Source organism: Escherichia sp. WS1152 (assembly GCF_046487665.1).
GTDB lineage: Bacteria > Pseudomonadota > Gammaproteobacteria > Enterobacterales > Enterobacteriaceae > Escherichia > Escherichia coli.
The window spans coordinates 38889-57066 of record NZ_JBJQJA010000011.1; the positions used below are offsets into that span (position 1 = coordinate 38889).

The window sequence follows — 18178 nt, forward strand, 5'->3', positions numbered from 1 at the left end:
TAAATGTTCGACAATTAACCAATCAGTCGCAGTTTGCGACAGGTAAGGTTTCCCCGGACGATTTGCTGGATTACTCTGTCTGGCAAATTTGCTCAGGGAAAACCTTGCAGGAGATCTATGACCGTACGCGTAGCGATAAATGGCTTCGGTCGCATCGGGCGTAATGTGGTTCGTGCTTTGTATGAATCCGGACGCCGGGCGGAAATTACCGTGGTGGCAATCAACGAACTGGCGGATGCTGCGGGCATGGCGCATTTGTTGAAATACGACACCAGCCATGGCCGTTTTGCATGGGAAGTACGACAGGAACGCGATCAACTTTTTGTTGGTGATGACGCCATCCGCGTATTGCATGAACGTTCACTGCAATCGCTCCCCTGGCGTGAACTTGGCGTTGATGTAGTCCTCGACTGCACCGGCGTATATGGCTCCCGCGAGCATGGCGAAGCGCACATTGCCGCCGGGGCTAAAAAAGTGCTCTTTTCACATCCTGGCAGTAACGATCTCGACGCGACCGTTGTTTACGGCGTCAATCAGGATCAACTTCGTTCGGAACACCGCATCGTTTCTAACGCTTCCTGTACCACGAATTGCATAATTCCCGTCATCAAATTGTTAGATGATGCGTACGGTATTGAGTCCGGCACTGTGACCACAATTCACTCCGCCATGCACGATCAACAGGTTATTGATGCATACCATCCTGACCTGCGTCGCACCCGGGCAGCCAGCCAGTCGATCATTCCGGTCGATACTAAACTGGCCGCCGGTATCACACGATTTTTTCCGCAATTTAACGATCGCTTTGAAGCGATTGCGGTACGTGTGCCAACCATAAATGTGACGGCAATCGATTTAAGCGTGACGGTGAAGAAACCTGTAAAAGCCAATGAAGTCAACCTGTTGCTGCAAAAAGCAGCACAAGGTGCATTTCATGGTATAGTTGACTATACGGAATTGCCGTTGGTCTCTGTAGATTTTAACCACGATCCGCACAGTGCCATTGTCGATGGCACCCAAACCCGGGTCAGTGGCGCACACCTGATCAAAACGTTGGTCTGGTGCGATAACGAATGGGGCTTTGCTAACCGAATGCTCGACACGACGTTAGCTATGGCTACTGTTGCTTTCAGGTAAGACGCAAGCAGCGTCTGCAAAACTTTTAGAATCAACGAGAGGATTCACCATGTCTGTAATTAAGATGACCGATCTGGATCTTGCTGGGAAACGTGTATTTATCCGTGCGGATCTGAACGTACCAGTAAAAGACGGGAAAGTAACCAGCGACGCGCGTATCCGTGCTTCTCTGCCGACCATCGAACTGGCCCTGAAACAAGGCGCAAAAGTGATGGTAACTTCCCACCTGGGTCGTCCTACCGAAGGCGAGTACAACGAAGAATTCTCTCTTCTGCCGGTTGTTAACTACCTGAAAGACAAACTGTCTAACCCGGTTCGTCTGGTTAAAGATTACCTCGACGGCGTTGACGTTGCTGAAGGTGAACTGGTTGTTCTGGAAAACGTTCGCTTCAACAAAGGCGAGAAGAAAGACGACGAAACCCTGTCCAAAAAATACGCTGCACTGTGTGACGTGTTCGTAATGGACGCATTCGGTACTGCTCACCGCGCGCAGGCTTCTACTCACGGTATCGGTAAATTCGCTGACGTTGCGTGCGCAGGCCCGCTGCTGGCAGCTGAACTGGACGCGCTGGGTAAAGCACTGAAAGAACCTGCTCGCCCGATGGTGGCTATCGTTGGTGGTTCTAAAGTATCTACCAAACTGACCGTTCTGGACTCCCTGTCTAAAATCGCTGACCAGCTGATTGTTGGTGGTGGTATCGCTAACACCTTTATCGCGGCACAAGGCCACGATGTGGGTAAATCCCTGTACGAAGCTGACCTGGTTGACGAAGCAAAACGTCTGCTGACCACCTGCAACATCCCGGTTCCGTCTGATGTTCGCGTAGCAACCGAGTTCTCTGAAACCGCTCCGGCTACCCTGAAATCTGTTAACGACGTGAAAGCTGACGAGCAGATCCTGGATATCGGTGATGCTTCCGCTCAGGAACTGGCTGAAATCCTGAAGAATGCGAAAACCATTCTGTGGAACGGTCCGGTTGGCGTGTTCGAATTCCCGAACTTCCGCAAAGGTACTGAAATCGTGGCTAACGCTATCGCAGACAGCGAAGCGTTCTCCATCGCTGGCGGCGGCGACACTCTGGCAGCAATCGACCTGTTCGGCATTGCTGACAAAATCTCCTACATCTCCACTGGCGGCGGCGCATTCCTCGAATTCGTGGAAGGTAAAGTACTGCCTGCAGTAGCGATGCTCGAAGAGCGCGCTAAGAAGTAAAAAATCACAGGGCAGGGAAACCTGCCCTTGTTTCAGCGCGCTTTTAGAGCACGCATTTTTTCATACTCTAAATAATTCGAGTTGCAGGAAGGCGACAAGAGAGTGAATCCCCAGGAGCTTACATAAGTAAGTGACTGGGGTGAGCGAACGCAGACGCAGCACATGCAACTTGAAGTATGACGAGTATAAGGCCCGACGATACAGGACAAGAGACATGTCTAAGATTTTTGATTTCGTAAAACCTGGCGTAATCACTGGTGATGACGTACAGAAAGTTTTCCAGGTAGCAAAAGAAAACAACTTCGCACTGCCAGCAGTAAACTGCGTCGGTACTGACTCCATCAACGCCGTACTGGAAACCGCTGCTAAAGTTAAAGCGCCGGTTATCGTTCAGTTCTCCAACGGTGGTGCTTCCTTTATCGCTGGTAAAGGCGTGAAATCTGACGTTCCGCAGGGTGCTGCTATCCTGGGCGCGATCTCTGGTGCGCATCACGTTCACCAGATGGCTGAACATTATGGTGTTCCGGTTATCCTGCACACTGACCACTGCGCGAAGAAACTGCTGCCGTGGATCGACGGTCTGCTGGACGCGGGTGAAAAACACTTCGCTGCTACCGGCAAGCCGCTGTTCTCTTCTCACATGATCGACCTGTCTGAAGAATCTCTGCAAGAGAACATCGAAATCTGCTCTAAATACCTGGAGCGCATGTCCAAAATCGGCATGACTCTGGAAATCGAACTGGGTTGCACCGGTGGTGAAGAAGACGGCGTGGACAACAGTCACATGGACGCTTCTGCACTGTACACCCAGCCGGAAGACGTTGATTACGCATACACCGAGCTGAGCAAAATCAGCCCGCGTTTCACCATCGCAGCGTCCTTCGGTAACGTACACGGTGTTTACAAGCCGGGTAACGTAGTTCTGACTCCGACCATCCTGCGTGATTCTCAGGAATATGTTTCTAAGAAACACAACCTGCCGCACAACAGCCTGAACTTCGTATTCCACGGTGGTTCCGGTTCTACTGCTCAGGAAATCAAAGACTCCGTAAGCTACGGCGTAGTGAAAATGAACATCGATACCGATACCCAATGGGCAACCTGGGAAGGCGTTCTGAACTACTACAAAGCGAACGAAGCTTATCTGCAGGGTCAGCTGGGTAACCCGAAAGGCGAAGATCAGCCGAACAAGAAATACTACGATCCGCGCGTATGGCTGCGTGCCGGTCAGACTTCGATGATCGCTCGTCTGGAAAAAGCATTCCAGGAACTGAACGCGATCGACGTTCTGTAAGTCATTCCTTTCTGCTTATCTCAAGGCCCGCTCTGCGGGTCTTTTTTTCGCCAAAAGAAAAATTGCCTGATGCGCTACGCTTATCAGGCCTACACGTATCCTGCAATATATTGAATTCGCAGGTTTTTGTAGGCCGGATAAGGCGTTCACGCCGCATCCGGCATGACAAAGCGCACATTGATATCTGTCTGAGCCCCGCTCTGCGGGGATTTTTTCGCCAAAAGCAAGGTGATACAGATGAGAAATCTGTGATCTATTTGGCAAAATTATGCTTTATTGTTTACCCTTGTCAGACTGCCCGTCATAAGGCGGCGGAGTGTATTTCTCCATTTTGAGTCAGTTGAAAAGGAATATTGAATGGAAGATTTGAATGTTGTCGATAGCATAAACGGCGCGGGAAGCTGGCTGGTGGCTAACCAGGCGCTGCTGCTAAGTTATGCAGTAAACATCGTGGCGGCACTCGCGATCATCATCGTTGGTTTGATTATCGCGCGGATGATTTCCAACGCGGTGAATCGCCTGATGATCTCCCGTAAAATCGATGCCACTGTTGCTGATTTTCTTTCTGCATTAGTCCGTTACGGTATTATCGCCTTTACGCTAATCGCTGCACTGGGACGCGTGGGTGTACAAACCGCGTCCGTCATTGCTGTACTCGGTGCCGCAGGCTTAGCTGTTGGTCTGGCTTTGCAGGGGTCACTGTCTAACCTGGCCGCTGGCGTGTTACTTGTCATGTTCCGCCCGTTCCGTGCCGGAGAATATGTTGACCTCGGCGGCGTAGCCGGTACTGTGCTGAGTGTGCAGATTTTCTCCACCACCATGCGTACTGCAGACGGTAAAATTATCGTTATTCCGAACGGTAAAATTATTGCCGGAAATATTATTAACTTCTCCCGCGAGCCAGTTCGCCGTAACGAGTTTATTATTGGCGTGGCGTATGATTCCGATATCGATCAGGTTAAGCAGATCCTGACCAATATTATCCAGTCTGAAGATCGCATTTTGAAAGATCGCGAAATGACTGTGCGCCTGAACGAACTTGGTGCATCGTCGATTAATTTCGTGGTCCGCGTCTGGAGCAACAGTGGCGATCTGCAAAACGTGTACTGGGATGTGCTGGAGCGTATTAAACGTGAATTTGATGCCGCCGGTATCAGCTTCCCGTACCCGCAAATGGATGTGAACTTTAAGCGGGTGAAAGAAGACAAAGCTGCGTAATCAACGCTGAGGCCAGATAATACTCTCTGGCCTCTCTCTTATTAGTTTTTCTGATTGCCAATTAATATTATCAATTTCCGCTAATAACAATCCCGCGATATAGTCTCTGCATCAGATACTTAATTCGGAATACCAAACGTGTTTTCTTATTACTTTCAAGGTCTTGCGCTTGGCGCAGCTATGATCCTACCGCTCGGTCCACAAAATGCTTTTGTGATGAATCAGGGCATTCGTCGTCAGTACCACATTATGATTGCCTTACTTTGCGCTATCAGCGATTTGGTCCTGATTTGCGCCGGGATTTTTGGTGGCAGCGCGTTATTGATGCAGTCGCCGTGGTTGCTGGCGCTGGTCACCTGGGGCGGCGTAGCCTTCTTGCTCTGGTATGGTTTTGGCGCTTTTAAAACAGCGATGAGCAGTAATATTGAGTTAGCCAGTGCCGAAGTCCTGAAGCAAGGAAGATGGAAAATTATCGCCACCATGTTGGCAGTGACCTGGCTGAATCCGCATGTTTACCTGGATACTTTTGTTGTACTGGGCAGCCTTGGCGGTCAGCTTGACGTCGAACCAAAACGTTGGTTTGCGCTCGGGACAATTAGCGCCTCTTTCCTGTGGTTCTTTGGTCTGGCTATTCTCGCAGCCTGGCTGGCACCGCGCCTGCGCACGGCAAAATCACAGCGCATTATCAATCTGGTAGTGGGATGTGTCATGTGGTTTATAGCCTTGCAGCTGGCGAGAGACGGTATTGCTCATGCACAAGCCTTGTTCAGTTAGGCGCTATCTGATGGAAAAATAAAACAGAGGCGCTAAGCTTGCCTCCAGAGGTCCTGAATTTTAGGCAAGTCAAATAACACGGAGAGACTAACGTGAAGTTCAAAGTTATCGCCCTGGCGGCATTAATGGGTATTAGCGGGATGGCAGCGCAGGCTAACGAATTGCCGGATGGACCGCATATTGTCACCTCCGGTACGGCAAGCGTGGATGCGGTGCCAGACATTGCCACTCTTGCGATTGAAGTCAATGTGGCCGCAAAGGATGCCGCTACTGCCAAGAAACAGGCGGATGAGCGCGTCGCACAATACATTTCCTTCCTTGAACTCAATCAGATCGCGAAAAAAGATATCAGCTCAGCGAACTTACGCACCCAGCCAGATTATGATTATCAGGATGGTAAAAGTATCCTTAAAGGCTACCGCGCTGTGAGAACGGTGGAAGTCACGCTCCGTCAGTTAGACAAACTGAATTCCTTGCTGGATGGCGCGCTGAAGGCGGGTCTTAACGAAATTCGTTCTGTGTCGCTGGGCGTGGCGCAGCCGGATGCCTATAAAGACAAAGCACGTAAGGCAGCGATTGATAACGCGATTCATCAGGCGCAGGAACTGGCGAACGGCTTTCATCGTAAACTGGGGCCGGTATATAGCGTGCGCTACCATGTTTCCAACTATCAGCCCAGCCCAATGGTGCGGATGATGAAAGCCGATGCCGCGCCGGTCTCAGCCCAGGAAACTTACGAGCAGGCCGCTATTCAGTTTGATGATCAGGTCGATGTGGTCTTCCAGTTAGAACCTGTGGATCAACAACCCGCTAAAACACCTGCAGCACAATAATACTTGTAGCCCGACGTATTCGTCGGGCTAATGCCTTTACCCGATATTGCCTCCTTTTTCTGTAATTTTCTGTAAAACCATGACGTAATCACCTATCTTTGCTCGCGGTTTCATCAAGGATAGGCTGACTGAAACGGTTAAGCGGACAAGGATGCGGGGGAGGGGGGATGGACATTTTTATTTCGAAAAAGATGCGCAATTTCATTTTATTAGCGCAAACCAATAATATTGCCCGGGCGGCAGAAAAAATCCATATGACGGCTTCGCCATTTGGTAAAAGCATTGCCGCGCTGGAAGAACAAATTGGCTATACGCTATTTACCCGCAAAGATAATAATATCAGCCTCAATAAAGCCGGACAGGAACTGTATCAAAAACTGTTCCCGGTTTATCAACGGCTTTCTGCGATTGATAATGAAATCCATAACTCAGGGCGTCGTTCACGAGAAATTGTGATTGGCATAGATAATACTTATCCGACAATTATTTTCGATCAGTTGATTAGTCTCGGAGATAAGTATGAAGGCGTGACCGCCCAGCCAGTTGAGTTCAGCGAAAACGGCGTTATCGATAATCTTTTTGACCGCCAGTTAGATTTTATTATCTCCCCACAGCATGTATCTGCACGAGTTCAGGAACTGGAAAACCTGACTATCAGTGAACTACCACCGCTGCGATTGGGCTTTCTCGTTTCTCGCCGTTATGAAGAGCGTCAAGAGCAAGAGCTGCTTCAGGAGCTGCCCTGGCTACAAATGCGCTTTCAAAACCGGGCTAACTTCGAAGCAATGATTGATGCTAATATGCGACCTTGTGGGATCAATCCAACCATTATTTATCGTCCCTACAGTTTTATGGCCAAAATCAGCGCCGTGGAGCGCGGACATTTTCTGACGGTGATCCCGCATTTTGCCTGGCGACTGGTGAATCCGGCAACGCTGAAATATTTTGATGCGCCGCACAGGCCGATGTATATGCAGGAATATCTTTATTCAATCAGAAATCATCGTTATACCGCCACGATGCTTCAGCATATTGCTGAAGATCGTGACGGGACAAACCATTAACCCAGCATCGAGCCGGTTGCAATTAAATTACGGTGTAAGTCGAAGACGTGGCTAAGATCGTGGTGAATATGTCCGCCAGGCGCATTTTCCAGATAGCGATGCAGATAATCCCGATACATAGGATGTGCACAATTATCAATGATCGTGCGGGCGCGTTGAAGCGGGGAAAGACCGCGCAGATCGGCGATCCCTTGTTCGGTGATGATCACTTTGACGCTGTGTTCGCTGTGATCAACATGGCTGCACATTGGCACGACGGTTGAGATCTTGCCTTCTTTAGCAATCGATGGGGCCATAAAGATCGACAGATACGCGTTGCGTTCAAAATCACCGCTGCCGCCGATGCCGTTCATCAGATCGACCCCGGCTACGTGCGTTGAGTTGGCATGCCCGTAAATATCAAACTCCAGGCCGACGTTCAGAGCGATGACGCCCAGACGACGGATGATTTCCGGGTTATTGGAAATCTCCTGCGGACGCAACACAATGCGGCTGGCAAAGTAATCCATATTGTCGTAAATCTTGCGCAGGGAATCGGCCGAGATTGTCAGGCTGGAGGCGCTGGCCCCGCTGATTTTGCCGGTTTCCAGTAAATGCACCACCGATTCCTGTAGCACTTCCGAATACATCATAAACGGAGGAATTTCCGGGTTTTCCCCCAGACGCGCCATTACCGCATTATTGATATTGCCCACGCCACTTTGCAGCGGCAGAAATTCCGGCGGAATACGCCCATGCGCCATTTCCTGCAATAAGAACGTGACCACGTTATCGGCAATCTGCTGGCACATGGGATTTTGCTTATCCAGCATATTACCGGCGTCGGGCAAGTTGGTTTCCACGACGGCGACAATCTTTTTCGGATCGATTTGCACATAGCGGGTACCGACGCGATCCATTGCATGGAAGATCGACACGCTATTACGCCGCGGTGGCGCGCCAGGAATCACAATATCTGCCAGTTCTGCAACGCGCGGATCGTGATAGTGATTAAGTTCAATGATCACTTTCTTCGCCCGCAGCAGCCATGTCGGCGCATTACCGATCCCGCTGGTTAACCAGACTCGACCATCCGGTGCCAGTGCCGATGCTTCAATGACGGCAACATCAATGTCGCCGAAGAAACCGTAATTGACCATTTGCGCCACTTCGCTCAAATGCAGGTCAACGAAACTCACCGCGCCCTGATTGATCTTTTTACGTAAACCGGACGATGTTTGATATGGCGCACGCCAGGAAACAGCATCAGCGTCAGAAAGTACATCGTCAGCGGCGGCGCTGATTGACGCACCCGTCAGCAGGCGAATTTGATACGGCTTTTTGGCCTCATGCTGTTCGTTAGCTCTGCGGGCAATCGCGGTGGGTAGGGCTTTCGGTGAACCCGCTGGGGTAAAGCCGCTAAATGCCACCATGTCGTTATGCTGGATAATTTCTGCCGCTTCATCGGCGGTCATCCTTGTCCACTGAGTTTCCATTTTTACTCCTTCGTTCGCAGGGATTAATGACCAACGAAATTAGGTTTACGTTTTTCGAGGAAAGCGTTCATCCCTTCCTGGTAATCTTCGCTGTCATAAACGGCGCGGCGCATCCCCTGAATACGTTCAAATTCATCGGAGTTCATGGTGTGTGCTTCGCCCAGTACACGCAGCTCTTCTTTGATAACGGCAATGGCTAACGGCGCTTTCTCAGAGATGTGGTGCGCCATTTGTAAGGTGAAATCTTCCAGTTCTTCCACTTCCACAACATGGTTGAGGATGCCGACAGCCAGCGCGCGCTGGGCGGTGATTGGCGAAGCGGTAAAAATCAGCTCTTTGACAATGTGGAAGCCCGCGTCGCGGGTCAGGTTGTGAATGCCGACCAGGTTATACGGGACGCCGAGGTTTACAGGTGTCATTGAGAAGGTTGAGGTACTGGCGGCGATGATCAGATCGGAACTCATGATCATTTCAAATGCGCCACCCCAAACACTACCTTCCACCATCGAAATGATCGGTTTCGGGAATTTTTGGATCATGCGGGTGATTTGACGCAACGGATCATCATAGGAGAGCGGATCGCGACCGCCAGACGGCAGTTCGTGAATATCGTGACCTGCGGAGAAGACTTTGGATCCACTCGGCGCGCGCAAAATGATACAGCGAATTTCCGGTCGGTTGAGATCGCTTAATGCCTGCATAAGATCATCAATAAAGACTTTACTTAAGGCATTAAGTTTGCGGCCATAGTTAAACTCAATGACCGCCACTTTGTTGATAGTGACAACGTTCACATACTGATAAGACATAAAAATTCCTTTAATCAAAATATTGCGTCTGGATAAATTCACTGAGCTGCCGCAGGCCGGTGCGCGGTGAGAGCGTATTGTTTTTGACCGCTAAAAGCGTCTGGCGGTAATAGCGATCGAAATCTTCATTCGCGAACAGGTGATTCAGTACTTCTTCTTCGGTTTGTTTACGCAGCCATTCCACCGATTGTTGTTGCCGCACTTGCTGTAAACGACCACTGGCAGTTAGCGCGGTTTTGAAGTCGATGATGGCGTGCCAGATCTCATCGATTCCACGTTTTTCCAGTGCGCTACAAGTCAGAACCCGTGGCTGCCATTCGTCGTATTTACGTCGCAGAATATGCAGGGCACTCTCGTACATATGCCGGGCAATGGCGACATTGGTATGGTTATCGCCATCGTCTTTGTTGATAACGATCAGATCAGCCACTTCCATCAGCCCTTTTTTAATGCCCTGCAGATCATCGCCGCCACCGGCAATTTGCAACGAGATAAAACAGTCCACCATGCGGGCGACTTCCGTTTCCGACTGCCCGACGCCAACCGTTTCGACAATCACTACGTCATAACCCGCCGCTTCGCATAACAGCATTAATTCCCGCGCTCGCTGACTGGCACCGCCCAGATGACCGGAGGATGGTACCGGGCGAATAAACGCCGTCTCGGCACGCGCCAGGTCATTCATGCGGGTTTTATCCCCGAGAATGCTACCGCCAGTGACCGGACTGCTGGGATCGACCGCAATAACCGCAACTTTTAATCCATCACGAATCAACAACATGCCAAAGGCTTCAAGAAAGGTACTTTTCCCCGCGCCGGGTGTGCCGGTAACGCCCAGTCGCAGGGCGTTACCGCAGTACGGCATAATGGCATCAAGCAGTTGCGTACTTAGCGCCTGATGACGCGGGTGACGGCTTTCCACCAGCGTCATGGCCTGGGCGAGTGTGGCACGCTCACCCTGACGTAAGCGGCGAATACTTTCTGCCAGCGTGGCTTCATTAATCATGATGCTGGCTTATCAGATTCAGTACGTCGCGCACACTGTCGAGCATAGGTGTACCTGGACCATAAATCGCCGCCACGCCGCGCTCTTGCAGGAAGGCGTAATCCTGCGGTGGAATGACGCCACCGGCGACTACGCAGATATCTTCGCGTCCCCATTTTTTCAGCGCTTCGACCAGTTCCGGGATCAGCGTTTTATGACCGGCAGCCAGTGAGGATGCGCCCACTACGTGAACGTCATTTTCTACTGCCAGGCGGGCGATCTCTTCAGGTGTAGAGAACATCGGGCTTAAATCTACGTCGAAACCGAGATCGGAATAGGCGCTGGCGATCACTTTCGCGCCGCGATCGTGCCCATCCTGGCCCATTTTGGCGATCAGAATGCGCGGGCGACGACCATTGTCGACAAGGAACTGCTCCGTTTGCGCAACAATGGCATCGAACTCGGAGGCCGATTTCTCAGATTGATGATAGCTTTGCGCAATCACGCCGGTAACACACTGGCTTGGCACCAGATAACGGTCGAAAGCGGCTTCCAGCGCATCGGAAATTTCACCCAGGGTGGCGCGAACGCGAGCGGCATTAACAGCGGCAGCCAGCAGGTTTTCGTTATGCTGGGCGGCGTGAGTCAGGGCGTTCAACGCGGCGGTTACGGCGGCATTATCACGGGTGGCGCGAATGCGTTCCAGCGAAGCAATTTGCTCGTTACGCACCATCACGTTGTCGATCTCAAGTACATCGGTTTCGTCTTCGTGATCCAGTTTGTACTTGTTGACACCAACGATGACACGTTTGCCCTGGTCGATAAGCGACTGTTCGCGCGCTGAGGCCTCTTCGATCATTCGTTTTGGCAGACCTGCTTCGATCGCTTTCGCCATGCCACCGGCTTCGTCGATCTGTTGGATAATAGCTCTGGCTTGTTTGACGATTTGATCGGTCAGCGACTCAACGTAATAGGATCCGGCCAGCGGATCGACGGTGCGGCAGAGTTCTGATTCTTCCTGGATGATGATCTGGGTGTTGCGGGCAATGCGTGCTGAGAAATCGGTAGGCAAACCAAGCGCTTCGTCAAAGGCGTTGGTATGCAGTGACTGAGTACCACCCAGCGTCGCAGCCAGTGCTTCAATGGTGGTGCGGATAACGTTGTTATACGGATCCTGTTCAGTCAGGCTCCAGCCTGAGGTCTGGCAGTGGGTACGCAGCGCCAGTGATTTCGGGTCCTGTGCGCCAAATCCACTGACCGCTTCGCTCCATAAATAACGTGCCGCACGCAACATGGCGACGTTCATAAACAGATCCATGCCGATGCCGAAGAAGAACGACAGGCGAGGAGCGAAGTCATCAATTTTCAGTCCGGCAGAGATTGCTGCTTTGATGTACTCAATCCCATCAGCGAGCGTAAATGCTACCTGCTGCACGCAGTTGGCACCCGCTTCACCCATGTGGTAACCGCTGATACTGATGGTATTAAATCGCGGCATGTTGCCGGAACACCAGGCGATGATGTCGGCGATAATGCGCATTGACGGTTTTGGCGGGTAAATATAGGTGTTGCGGCAGAGGTACTCTTTGAGGATATCGTTCTGAATGGTGCCGGTCAGTTTATCAGGTGTAACACCTTGCTCTTCCGCGGCGACGATATAAAACGCCAGTACTGGTAGCACTGCGCCATTCATGGTCATCGAAACCGACATTTTATCCAGCGGGATCTGGTCGAACAGGACTTTCATATCTTCCACGGTGTCGATAGCGACGCCCGCTTTGCCGACGTCGCCCGCCACGCGCGGGTTATCGGAGTCGTAGCCTCGGTGGGTGGCAAGGTCAAACGCAACGGAAAGACCTTTTTGCCCGGCGGCCAGGTTACGGCGATAAAAAGCGTTGGACTCTTTTGCTGTTGAAAAACCAGCATACTGACGGATGGTCCACGGTTGGGCGGTATACATAGTGGCACGCGGGCCACGAACGTAGGGCGGCAAACCAGGAAGGGTACCTGTCACCTCCAGATTATCGAGATCGGCTTCGGTATACAGCGGCTTGATGGCGATCTCTTCCGCGGTTTGCTGAACCAGCGAGTCGACAGTTTTCTCCCGACGGCTCAATTCCTTGTTGGCAAGCTGTTGCCACTCCTGCACGTTAGACATTATTTGCTCCGTAAAACGCAATCAAAATGAGGGTATTTGCGCCTACGGTGAGCTTTTTACGTGGGTTTGTCGCCAGCAAAAAAAATGCATTCAGACGTCGTTTTTTGCCGCCTGAGATTTGTCTATTTTGTGATGTGATTCAAGGAATACAAAAAGAAGTGAGGACAACGCCTGATATGTGCTATCAGGCATTATTTGATGGATTAATCCTGACGAAGGACTTTGTGACCATAATCGAGTAACGCATCAGTGACTTTACGCATCATGCGGCTTTCAGGTGCAAAGCGGTGCCAGTAAAGCATTCGGCGTTGAAATAGCCCAGGCGTTAAGTCAATCAGTTCACCGCTGGCCAGCTCTTTCTCGATTTGCAGGTGCGGGATCATACAGCAGGTGGTGCCCTGGCGAGCAAGTTGTACGAACGCTTCTGAAGAATTAACGATATGGCAGGGCACGCTGCCTGGAGGCAGATCGAAGTTTTGCTGCAAAAAGGCCTGGTGCATATCGTCAAGATGGTCAAACGCGACCACTGGCGCTTTCAGTAATGCCGAACGCGTTACGCCGTTAGGGAAATATTTTTCGGCAAAGGGTTTTGAGCTGACGAACAGATAGTCGAGCGCACCAAGTTTATCGACAAGACAACTCGGCAGCGCCTGATGTTGAATACTCACCGCGCCGACCACTTCGCCGCGGCGCAGACGTTCCTGAGTGCGGGTTTCATCTTCTACCTGCAAGTTGAGGCGGATAGGCGAATCAGCCAACACAGGAGCCAGTGCAGGAAGCAACCACGTCGCCAGACTGTCGGCGTTGACCGCCAGTGAAAGCAGCAGCGGAGTCGAACCGGTTTGTTCATCGCCCAGCCACTCTTCTTCCAGCAACTCCACCTGGCGCAGCAGTGCCAGCAGTTTTTGACCTTGTTCCGTTGGGCGCGGCGGTACGGTACGCACCAACAGCGGCTGCCCGAACATATTTTCCAGTTGCTTAATGCGCTGTGAGACGGCTGATTGTGTAATGCACAGCTTTTGTGCCGCGCGCTCAAATCCTCGTTCACGTATTACCGCATCCAGTGCCTGTAATGTTCTGTAGTCCGGGCGTTTCATTGCTGTTGTCTGCTCCTGGTAAATGCTTTTTCCTGCACTATGACATAATTTTGCGTTGGGTACAGAGCATTTAACGCATACAAAAGCGGTCGTAATGGAAGTTTTGGCTGGCAATCCCATTTTCATATAACCCTTTGCTGAGCGCTTTGGCAAAACTCTGTGGGCCGCAAAACCAGAAATGGGTGTCACCTTTATTTGCTATTTTATCAGTAAGATAGTGCGACTGTAGGCGCTCACCTTTATGCGCATCAAGCAGATGCAGTGTGACACTGGCCTGGGCACAAAGTGAGGTAAGTTTATCAACATACCATGCATCCTCGCTTCGGCTGACGCAATACCAGAGATCCACAGGAACACGGGACGCGCCATGCTGGTTCAGATACTCAAGCTGGGCGATAAAGGGGGTAATGCCGATGCCTCCAGCTATCCATACCTGGCGGGAGCAAGGGAGAGTAAAATCAAACTTTCCCCATGGCCCTTCAACGAGAGCGGACTGGCCGATTTTTATCGAGGATGCCAGAGTCGAGGTATAATCCCCTAAATTTTTGATGGCAAAGCGCAACGTGTTCTTCTCTATTGCATATGAAGCGATAGTAAAAGGGTGAGACTCTTTACTGTGTGCGAACGTTAAGAATGCAAACTGACCCGGAGAATAGTCGATGGCATGTTCCAGCTCCAGTATGACTTCGGTAATTTGTCCCGGATGGTTAACAATACTTTTAATGGTGGCCTGATGCTTGTTTTTATTACCGTTTAATTTCAGCAGCGAAATGAAAGCCACAAAGACGCCTGGGATAGTAATTAAAATTAATAAATACGCAGCAGGAGTTTCCCACCAATATGATTTAAACAGTGCAGTAAATACATGAAAAGCAATTGCCAGATAAAAAACGGGGAACAAACGGTGAACAAGATGAAATAAATGATAGGGAACTTTTTTGCTTAGAGACACGAAAACCATCGCTATCATAATAAACATTGCACATTCACCCGCTAACAATCCCGCATGAAGCCAATTTTCTTGTACTGGCGTCAGGTTAATATCAACGATTTTACCAGGGTGAGTAAGCCAGCCAAAGGCGACGAATAACTGGGGTAATTTTTCATCCAGCCAGTGGGCGAAAGCAAAAGCGATGGCGCATATTCCTGCCCACTTATGTAATCGCCATGCTTTATCCAGACCGCCCAGCATCTTGTTAAGCCATGATGAACGCAACGATAAGCACATCGTCAGCGTCATCAGACACCACGCAAGGGTTCCCGTAAAAAAGAGTGTGTTTTGTCGAATGAACCATATTAGCGCGATTGGCTTTTCACGAAAAATATCGCCGGATGACAAAAAAATAATACATGCGACAAAGCAAACCAACGTACCTGTAAGATTAGCTTTTTTCATTTTTTTATTTCATTTTGGCAGCGGAGCATAGAACAGTTCCATGCTCCCATTAAATAGAGTGATTATTTATAGAAAATCACAGTGGCGTGGATATAATTTTTACCGGAGAAAGAACTGATGTAGTAATTGCTGGCTTGTAACTCTTCCGCTTTCTCTTTGATTTGGCTTTCAACGCCCGCTGGGTTGCTATTGTGTGTAGACATGCTCACTTTTGATAACTGTTCAAGATTATTGTCCGGTTTGTGTATCTCGGTTGCTGCAAATGCATGTCCTGTGAGAGTGCAAAGAAATAACGCGGTAAATAAATTTTGCTTAATAGACATAATAACTCCTTTTATATTAAACGTAATGATTAAATACTTGTGTAATAAGATCAGGGATTTGCGCTAATGCATTTTGCTCGGCGAGTTCGCGTCCCGGTTGGGTTTTGTCGACACCTTCTGCACGTAAAATATGTGTATTGGTAATGCCCATTAATTTCAGCGTGGCTTGCAGATAACTTTCCTGATGATCCAGCGCCAGATGTGCTTCATCGCAATAGATACCGCCGCGCGTCGAGACAATAAACGTCGGTTTATCCTTCAGTAACCCAACGGCGCCTGCAGAGCTAAAACGAAACGTTAAACCAGCCTGACACACCTGATCTATCCAGGTTTTGAGGCCAGATGAAACGCTGTGATTAATCATCGGCGCGCCAATAATGAGCACATCGCACGATGCCAGTTCATCAATAGCGGCGTGGATATCATTCACCTCCTGCTGAATTTGTGCGTTCTTGCACTCTGCTTTATCGCAAAGCGCCAGAAAGGTTTCTTCACGCAAATGGGGCGGCGGCGTCAGGCCAACGTCGCGATGAATAATTGTGGCTTGAGGAAAGTGTTGGCAAAGCGCTTCTACCAGCGTCTGGCTTAATTTCCGCGAACTTGAATGCTTAAGCATTGGGCTACTGTCGATATGAAGAATTTTCATGGGCTTGCTCTCATTTCTGCGATGAGAGAAGTTTAACTGTTGTTTATATGGTGATTAAATAGACATAATTGAACTTCATTGTTGTGAAAATAGAACAATCATGATCGACTGGAATGATTATTACTACTTTGCCCTGATTGCCGATGAAGGCAGCTACAGCCAGGCGGCGCTGCGTGCGGGCGTGTCGAAATCGGTATTAAGCCGACGAATGGCTGCACTGGAGGAGCGCCTTGGCGTACGGCTTATTCAGCGAACTACGCGGCGTCTGGCCCTGACGGCGGCAGGCGAACAGTTTGCTGTCGAATGTCGGGCGCTGATGGCGCAGGAGGAACGGGCTAGAGCGGTGGTGATGGCCGCCCAGGAAAGCCCACAGGGAATGCTGCGCGTCAGCGCGCCGGTATTTATGGCTGAAACATGGTTTGGTGAGTTTGTCAGTGAGTTTATCGCCCGTTGGCCCCTGGCGAAGGTGCAACTGCTGGCAATTAATCGCCCGGTGGATATGGTCGCTGAAGGCATTGATATTGCGCTGGTTACGGCTTCCGGCGCGCTTGCTGACTCGACGCTGCATTATAAAAAATTACATACCCAGGCTGATATTTTAGTTGCCAGTTCTCAGTGGCTGGCCCGCCATCCGCAGGTGAAAGCTATTGAAGATCTTAACCACGTCGACGGGATCCTTCGGCTGGCGAACAATGGCGGGAGCCAGTGGCAATTAATTAATGGCGAACAGGAGATTACGCTGCAGCCTGAGGCGCGTTTGCAGTCAAATAACCTTCGCGTCATGCTGCAAGCAGTACTTGGTGGGAATGGCGTGGCGTTATTGCCTCAATTTGCCTGTAAACAGGGGCTTGCGAACGGTGAACTGGTGCGCCTGTTTGCACCGTGGAGCGGCATACCCAGACCGTTGTATGCTTTATTTGCGGGGCGAAAGGGGATGCCTGCCATTGCGCGATATTTTATGGATGAGTTAACCACGCGGCTTGCCAACGGGGTCTGAATCGCTTTTTTTGTATATAATGCGTGTGAAATTTCATACCACAGGCGAAACGATCATGACGCAGGATGAATTGAAAAAAGCAGTAGGATGGGCGGCACTTCAGTATGTTCAGCCCGGCACCATTGTTGGTGTAGGTACAGGTTCCACCGCCGCACACTTTATTGACGCGCTCGGTACAATGAAAGGCCAGATTGAAGGGGCCGTTTCCAGTTCAGATGCTTCCACTGAAAAACTGAAAAGCCTCGGCATTCACGTTTTTGATCTCAACGAAGTCGACAGCCTTGGCATCTACGTTGATGGCGCAGATGAAATCAACGGCCACATGCAAATGATCAAAGGCGGCGGCGCGGCGCTGACCCGTGAAAAAATCATTGCTTCGGTTGCAGAAAAATTTATCTGTATTGCAGACGCTTCCAAGCAGGTTGATATTCTGGGTAAATTCCCGCTGCCAGTAGAAGTTATCCCGATGGCACGTAGTGCAGTGGCGCGCCAGCTGGTGAAACTGGGCGGTCGTCCGGAATACCGTCAGGGCGTGGTGACCGATAATGGCAACGTGATCCTCGACGTCCACGGCATGGAAATCCTTGACCCGATAGCGATGGAAAACGCCATAAATGCGATTCCTGGCGTGGTGACTGTTGGCTTGTTTGCTAACCGTGGCGCGGACGTTGCGCTGATTGGCACACCTGACGGTGTCAAAACCATTGTGAAATGATCTGACGGGGGAACCTCCCCCGTTAAAAAAATTCTCTTCATTAA

The 18178-nt window shown here is 50.4% G+C and carries 17 protein-coding genes; 9 read left to right on the forward strand and 8 right to left on the reverse strand.

The features are described 5' to 3' along the window. The first annotated feature begins 117 nt into the window (after positions 1–117). The 7 genes from epd to srsR all read left to right on the forward strand — a co-directional run bounded on the left by epd (position 118) and on the right by srsR (position 7533). Complete coding sequence (gene epd, locus ACJHW7_RS17180) at positions 118–1137, forward strand: erythrose-4-phosphate dehydrogenase (protein ID WP_021557191.1); 1020 nt, start codon at positions 118–120, stop codon at positions 1135–1137. 49 nt (positions 1138–1186) lie between these two features. Further along, entirely contained in the window at positions 1187–2350 is a 1164-nt protein-coding gene (gene pgk, locus ACJHW7_RS17185; protein WP_000111269.1) for a phosphoglycerate kinase, read from the forward strand. 214 nt (positions 2351–2564) lie between these two features. Further along, the gene (gene fbaA, locus ACJHW7_RS17190) at positions 2565–3644 is read left to right on the forward strand and encodes a class II fructose-bisphosphate aldolase (RefSeq protein WP_000034372.1); all 1080 of its coding nucleotides are present in this window, start codon (positions 2565–2567) and stop codon (positions 3642–3644) included. Between the two features lie 357 nt (positions 3645–4001). After that, positions 4002–4862, forward strand: a complete 861-nt coding sequence (gene mscS, locus ACJHW7_RS17195; RefSeq protein ID WP_000389818.1) for a small-conductance mechanosensitive channel MscS — start codon at positions 4002–4004, stop codon at positions 4860–4862. A gap of 138 nt (positions 4863–5000) precedes the next feature. After that, positions 5001–5636, forward strand: coding sequence for an arginine exporter ArgO (gene argO, locus ACJHW7_RS17200; protein WP_000493346.1), 636 nt, complete (start codon positions 5001–5003; stop codon positions 5634–5636). Between the two features lie 92 nt (positions 5637–5728). Continuing rightward, complete coding sequence (locus ACJHW7_RS17205; RefSeq protein WP_000669834.1) at positions 5729–6469, forward strand: oxidative stress defense protein; 741 nt, start codon at positions 5729–5731, stop codon at positions 6467–6469. Between the two features lie 167 nt (positions 6470–6636). Then, the gene (gene srsR / locus ACJHW7_RS17210) at positions 6637–7533 is read left to right on the forward strand and encodes a LysR family transcriptional regulator SrsR (RefSeq protein ID WP_000350806.1); all 897 of its coding nucleotides are present in this window, start codon (positions 6637–6639) and stop codon (positions 7531–7533) included. Here srsR and scpC read toward each other — a convergent pair. The 8 genes from scpC to ACJHW7_RS17250 all read right to left on the reverse strand — a co-directional run bounded on the left by scpC (position 7530) and on the right by ACJHW7_RS17250 (position 16422). Further along, positions 7530–9008, reverse strand: a complete 1479-nt coding sequence (gene scpC / locus ACJHW7_RS17215) for a propionyl-CoA:succinate CoA transferase (RefSeq protein WP_000449941.1) — start codon at positions 9006–9008, stop codon at positions 7530–7532. The genes srsR and scpC overlap by 4 nt on opposite strands. A gap of 23 nt (positions 9009–9031) precedes the next feature. Then, positions 9032–9817 (reverse strand): methylmalonyl-CoA decarboxylase, encoded by a 786-nt coding sequence (gene scpB / locus ACJHW7_RS17220; protein ID WP_000122080.1) that lies wholly within the window; start codon positions 9815–9817, stop codon positions 9032–9034. A 10-nt stretch (positions 9818–9827) separates the two neighbouring features. Next, positions 9828–10823, reverse strand: a complete 996-nt coding sequence (gene meaB, locus ACJHW7_RS17225) for a methylmalonyl Co-A mutase-associated GTPase MeaB (protein ID WP_000606515.1) — start codon at positions 10821–10823, stop codon at positions 9828–9830. Continuing rightward, positions 10816–12960: a methylmalonyl-CoA mutase gene (scpA, locus tag ACJHW7_RS17230; protein WP_021557190.1), complete on the reverse strand. Its 2145-nt coding sequence runs from the start codon at positions 12958–12960 to the stop codon at positions 10816–10818. Before scpA ends, meaB begins: the two co-directional genes overlap by 8 nt. A 203-nt stretch (positions 12961–13163) precedes the next feature. Further along, positions 13164–14057 (reverse strand): DNA-binding transcriptional regulator ArgP, encoded by an 894-nt coding sequence (argP, locus tag ACJHW7_RS17235; protein ID WP_000828351.1) that lies wholly within the window; start codon positions 14055–14057, stop codon positions 13164–13166. Positions 14058–14127: 70 nt separating this feature from the next. After that, a complete protein-coding gene (locus tag ACJHW7_RS17240; protein WP_021557189.1) occupies positions 14128–15453 on the reverse strand; it encodes a ferric reductase-like transmembrane domain-containing protein in 1326 nt (441 codons plus the stop codon). 62 nt (positions 15454–15515) lie between these two features. Continuing rightward, entirely contained in the window at positions 15516–15776 is a 261-nt protein-coding gene (locus ACJHW7_RS17245; RefSeq protein ID WP_021557188.1) for a DUF1471 domain-containing protein, read from the reverse strand. Positions 15777–15792: 16 nt separating this feature from the next. Then, entirely contained in the window at positions 15793–16422 is a 630-nt protein-coding gene (locus ACJHW7_RS17250) for an FMN-dependent NADH-azoreductase (protein ID WP_021557187.1), read from the reverse strand. A gap of 100 nt (positions 16423–16522) precedes the next feature. Here ACJHW7_RS17250 and ACJHW7_RS17255 point away from each other — a divergent pair, with 100 nt between their 5' ends. Together ACJHW7_RS17255 and rpiA are read left to right on the forward strand one after the other, a co-directional pair. Next, positions 16523–17419 carry a LysR substrate-binding domain-containing protein gene (locus tag ACJHW7_RS17255; RefSeq protein ID WP_021557186.1) on the forward strand — a complete coding sequence of 299 codons (897 nt, stop codon included), beginning with the start codon at positions 16523–16525 and terminating at the stop codon, positions 17417–17419. A gap of 55 nt (positions 17420–17474) precedes the next feature. Next, positions 17475–18134, forward strand: a complete 660-nt coding sequence (rpiA, locus tag ACJHW7_RS17260) for a ribose-5-phosphate isomerase RpiA (protein ID WP_000189743.1) — start codon at positions 17475–17477, stop codon at positions 18132–18134. The last annotated feature ends 44 nt before the right edge of the window (positions 18135–18178 follow it).

Coding starts and splice junctions, on each gene's coding strand:
- epd (WP_021557191.1), top strand. CDS start 118: ATGACCGTACGCGTAGCGATAAATGGCTTCGGTCGCATCGGGCGTAAT.
- pgk (WP_000111269.1), top strand. CDS start 1,187: ATGTCTGTAATTAAGATGACCGATCTGGATCTTGCTGGGAAACGTGTA.
- fbaA (WP_000034372.1), top strand. CDS start 2,565: ATGTCTAAGATTTTTGATTTCGTAAAACCTGGCGTAATCACTGGTGAT.
- mscS (WP_000389818.1), top strand. CDS start 4,002: ATGGAAGATTTGAATGTTGTCGATAGCATAAACGGCGCGGGAAGCTGG.
- srsR (WP_000350806.1), top strand. CDS start 6,637: ATGGACATTTTTATTTCGAAAAAGATGCGCAATTTCATTTTATTAGCG.
- scpC (WP_000449941.1), bottom strand. CDS start 9,008: ATGGAAACTCAGTGGACAAGGATGACCGCCGATGAAGCGGCAGAAATT.
- scpB (WP_000122080.1), bottom strand. CDS start 9,817: ATGTCTTATCAGTATGTGAACGTTGTCACTATCAACAAAGTGGCGGTC.
- meaB (WP_000606515.1), bottom strand. CDS start 10,823: ATGATTAATGAAGCCACGCTGGCAGAAAGTATTCGCCGCTTACGTCAG.
- scpA (WP_021557190.1), bottom strand. CDS start 12,960: ATGTCTAACGTGCAGGAGTGGCAACAGCTTGCCAACAAGGAATTGAGC.
- argP (WP_000828351.1), bottom strand. CDS start 14,057: ATGAAACGCCCGGACTACAGAACATTACAGGCACTGGATGCGGTAATA.
- ACJHW7_RS17240 (WP_021557189.1), bottom strand. CDS start 15,453: ATGAAAAAAGCTAATCTTACAGGTACGTTGGTTTGCTTTGTCGCATGT.
- ACJHW7_RS17245 (WP_021557188.1), bottom strand. CDS start 15,776: ATGTCTATTAAGCAAAATTTATTTACCGCGTTATTTCTTTGCACTCTC.
- ACJHW7_RS17250 (WP_021557187.1), bottom strand. CDS start 16,422: ATGAAAATTCTTCATATCGACAGTAGCCCAATGCTTAAGCATTCAAGT.
- ACJHW7_RS17255 (WP_021557186.1), top strand. CDS start 16,523: ATGATCGACTGGAATGATTATTACTACTTTGCCCTGATTGCCGATGAA.
- rpiA (WP_000189743.1), top strand. CDS start 17,475: ATGACGCAGGATGAATTGAAAAAAGCAGTAGGATGGGCGGCACTTCAG.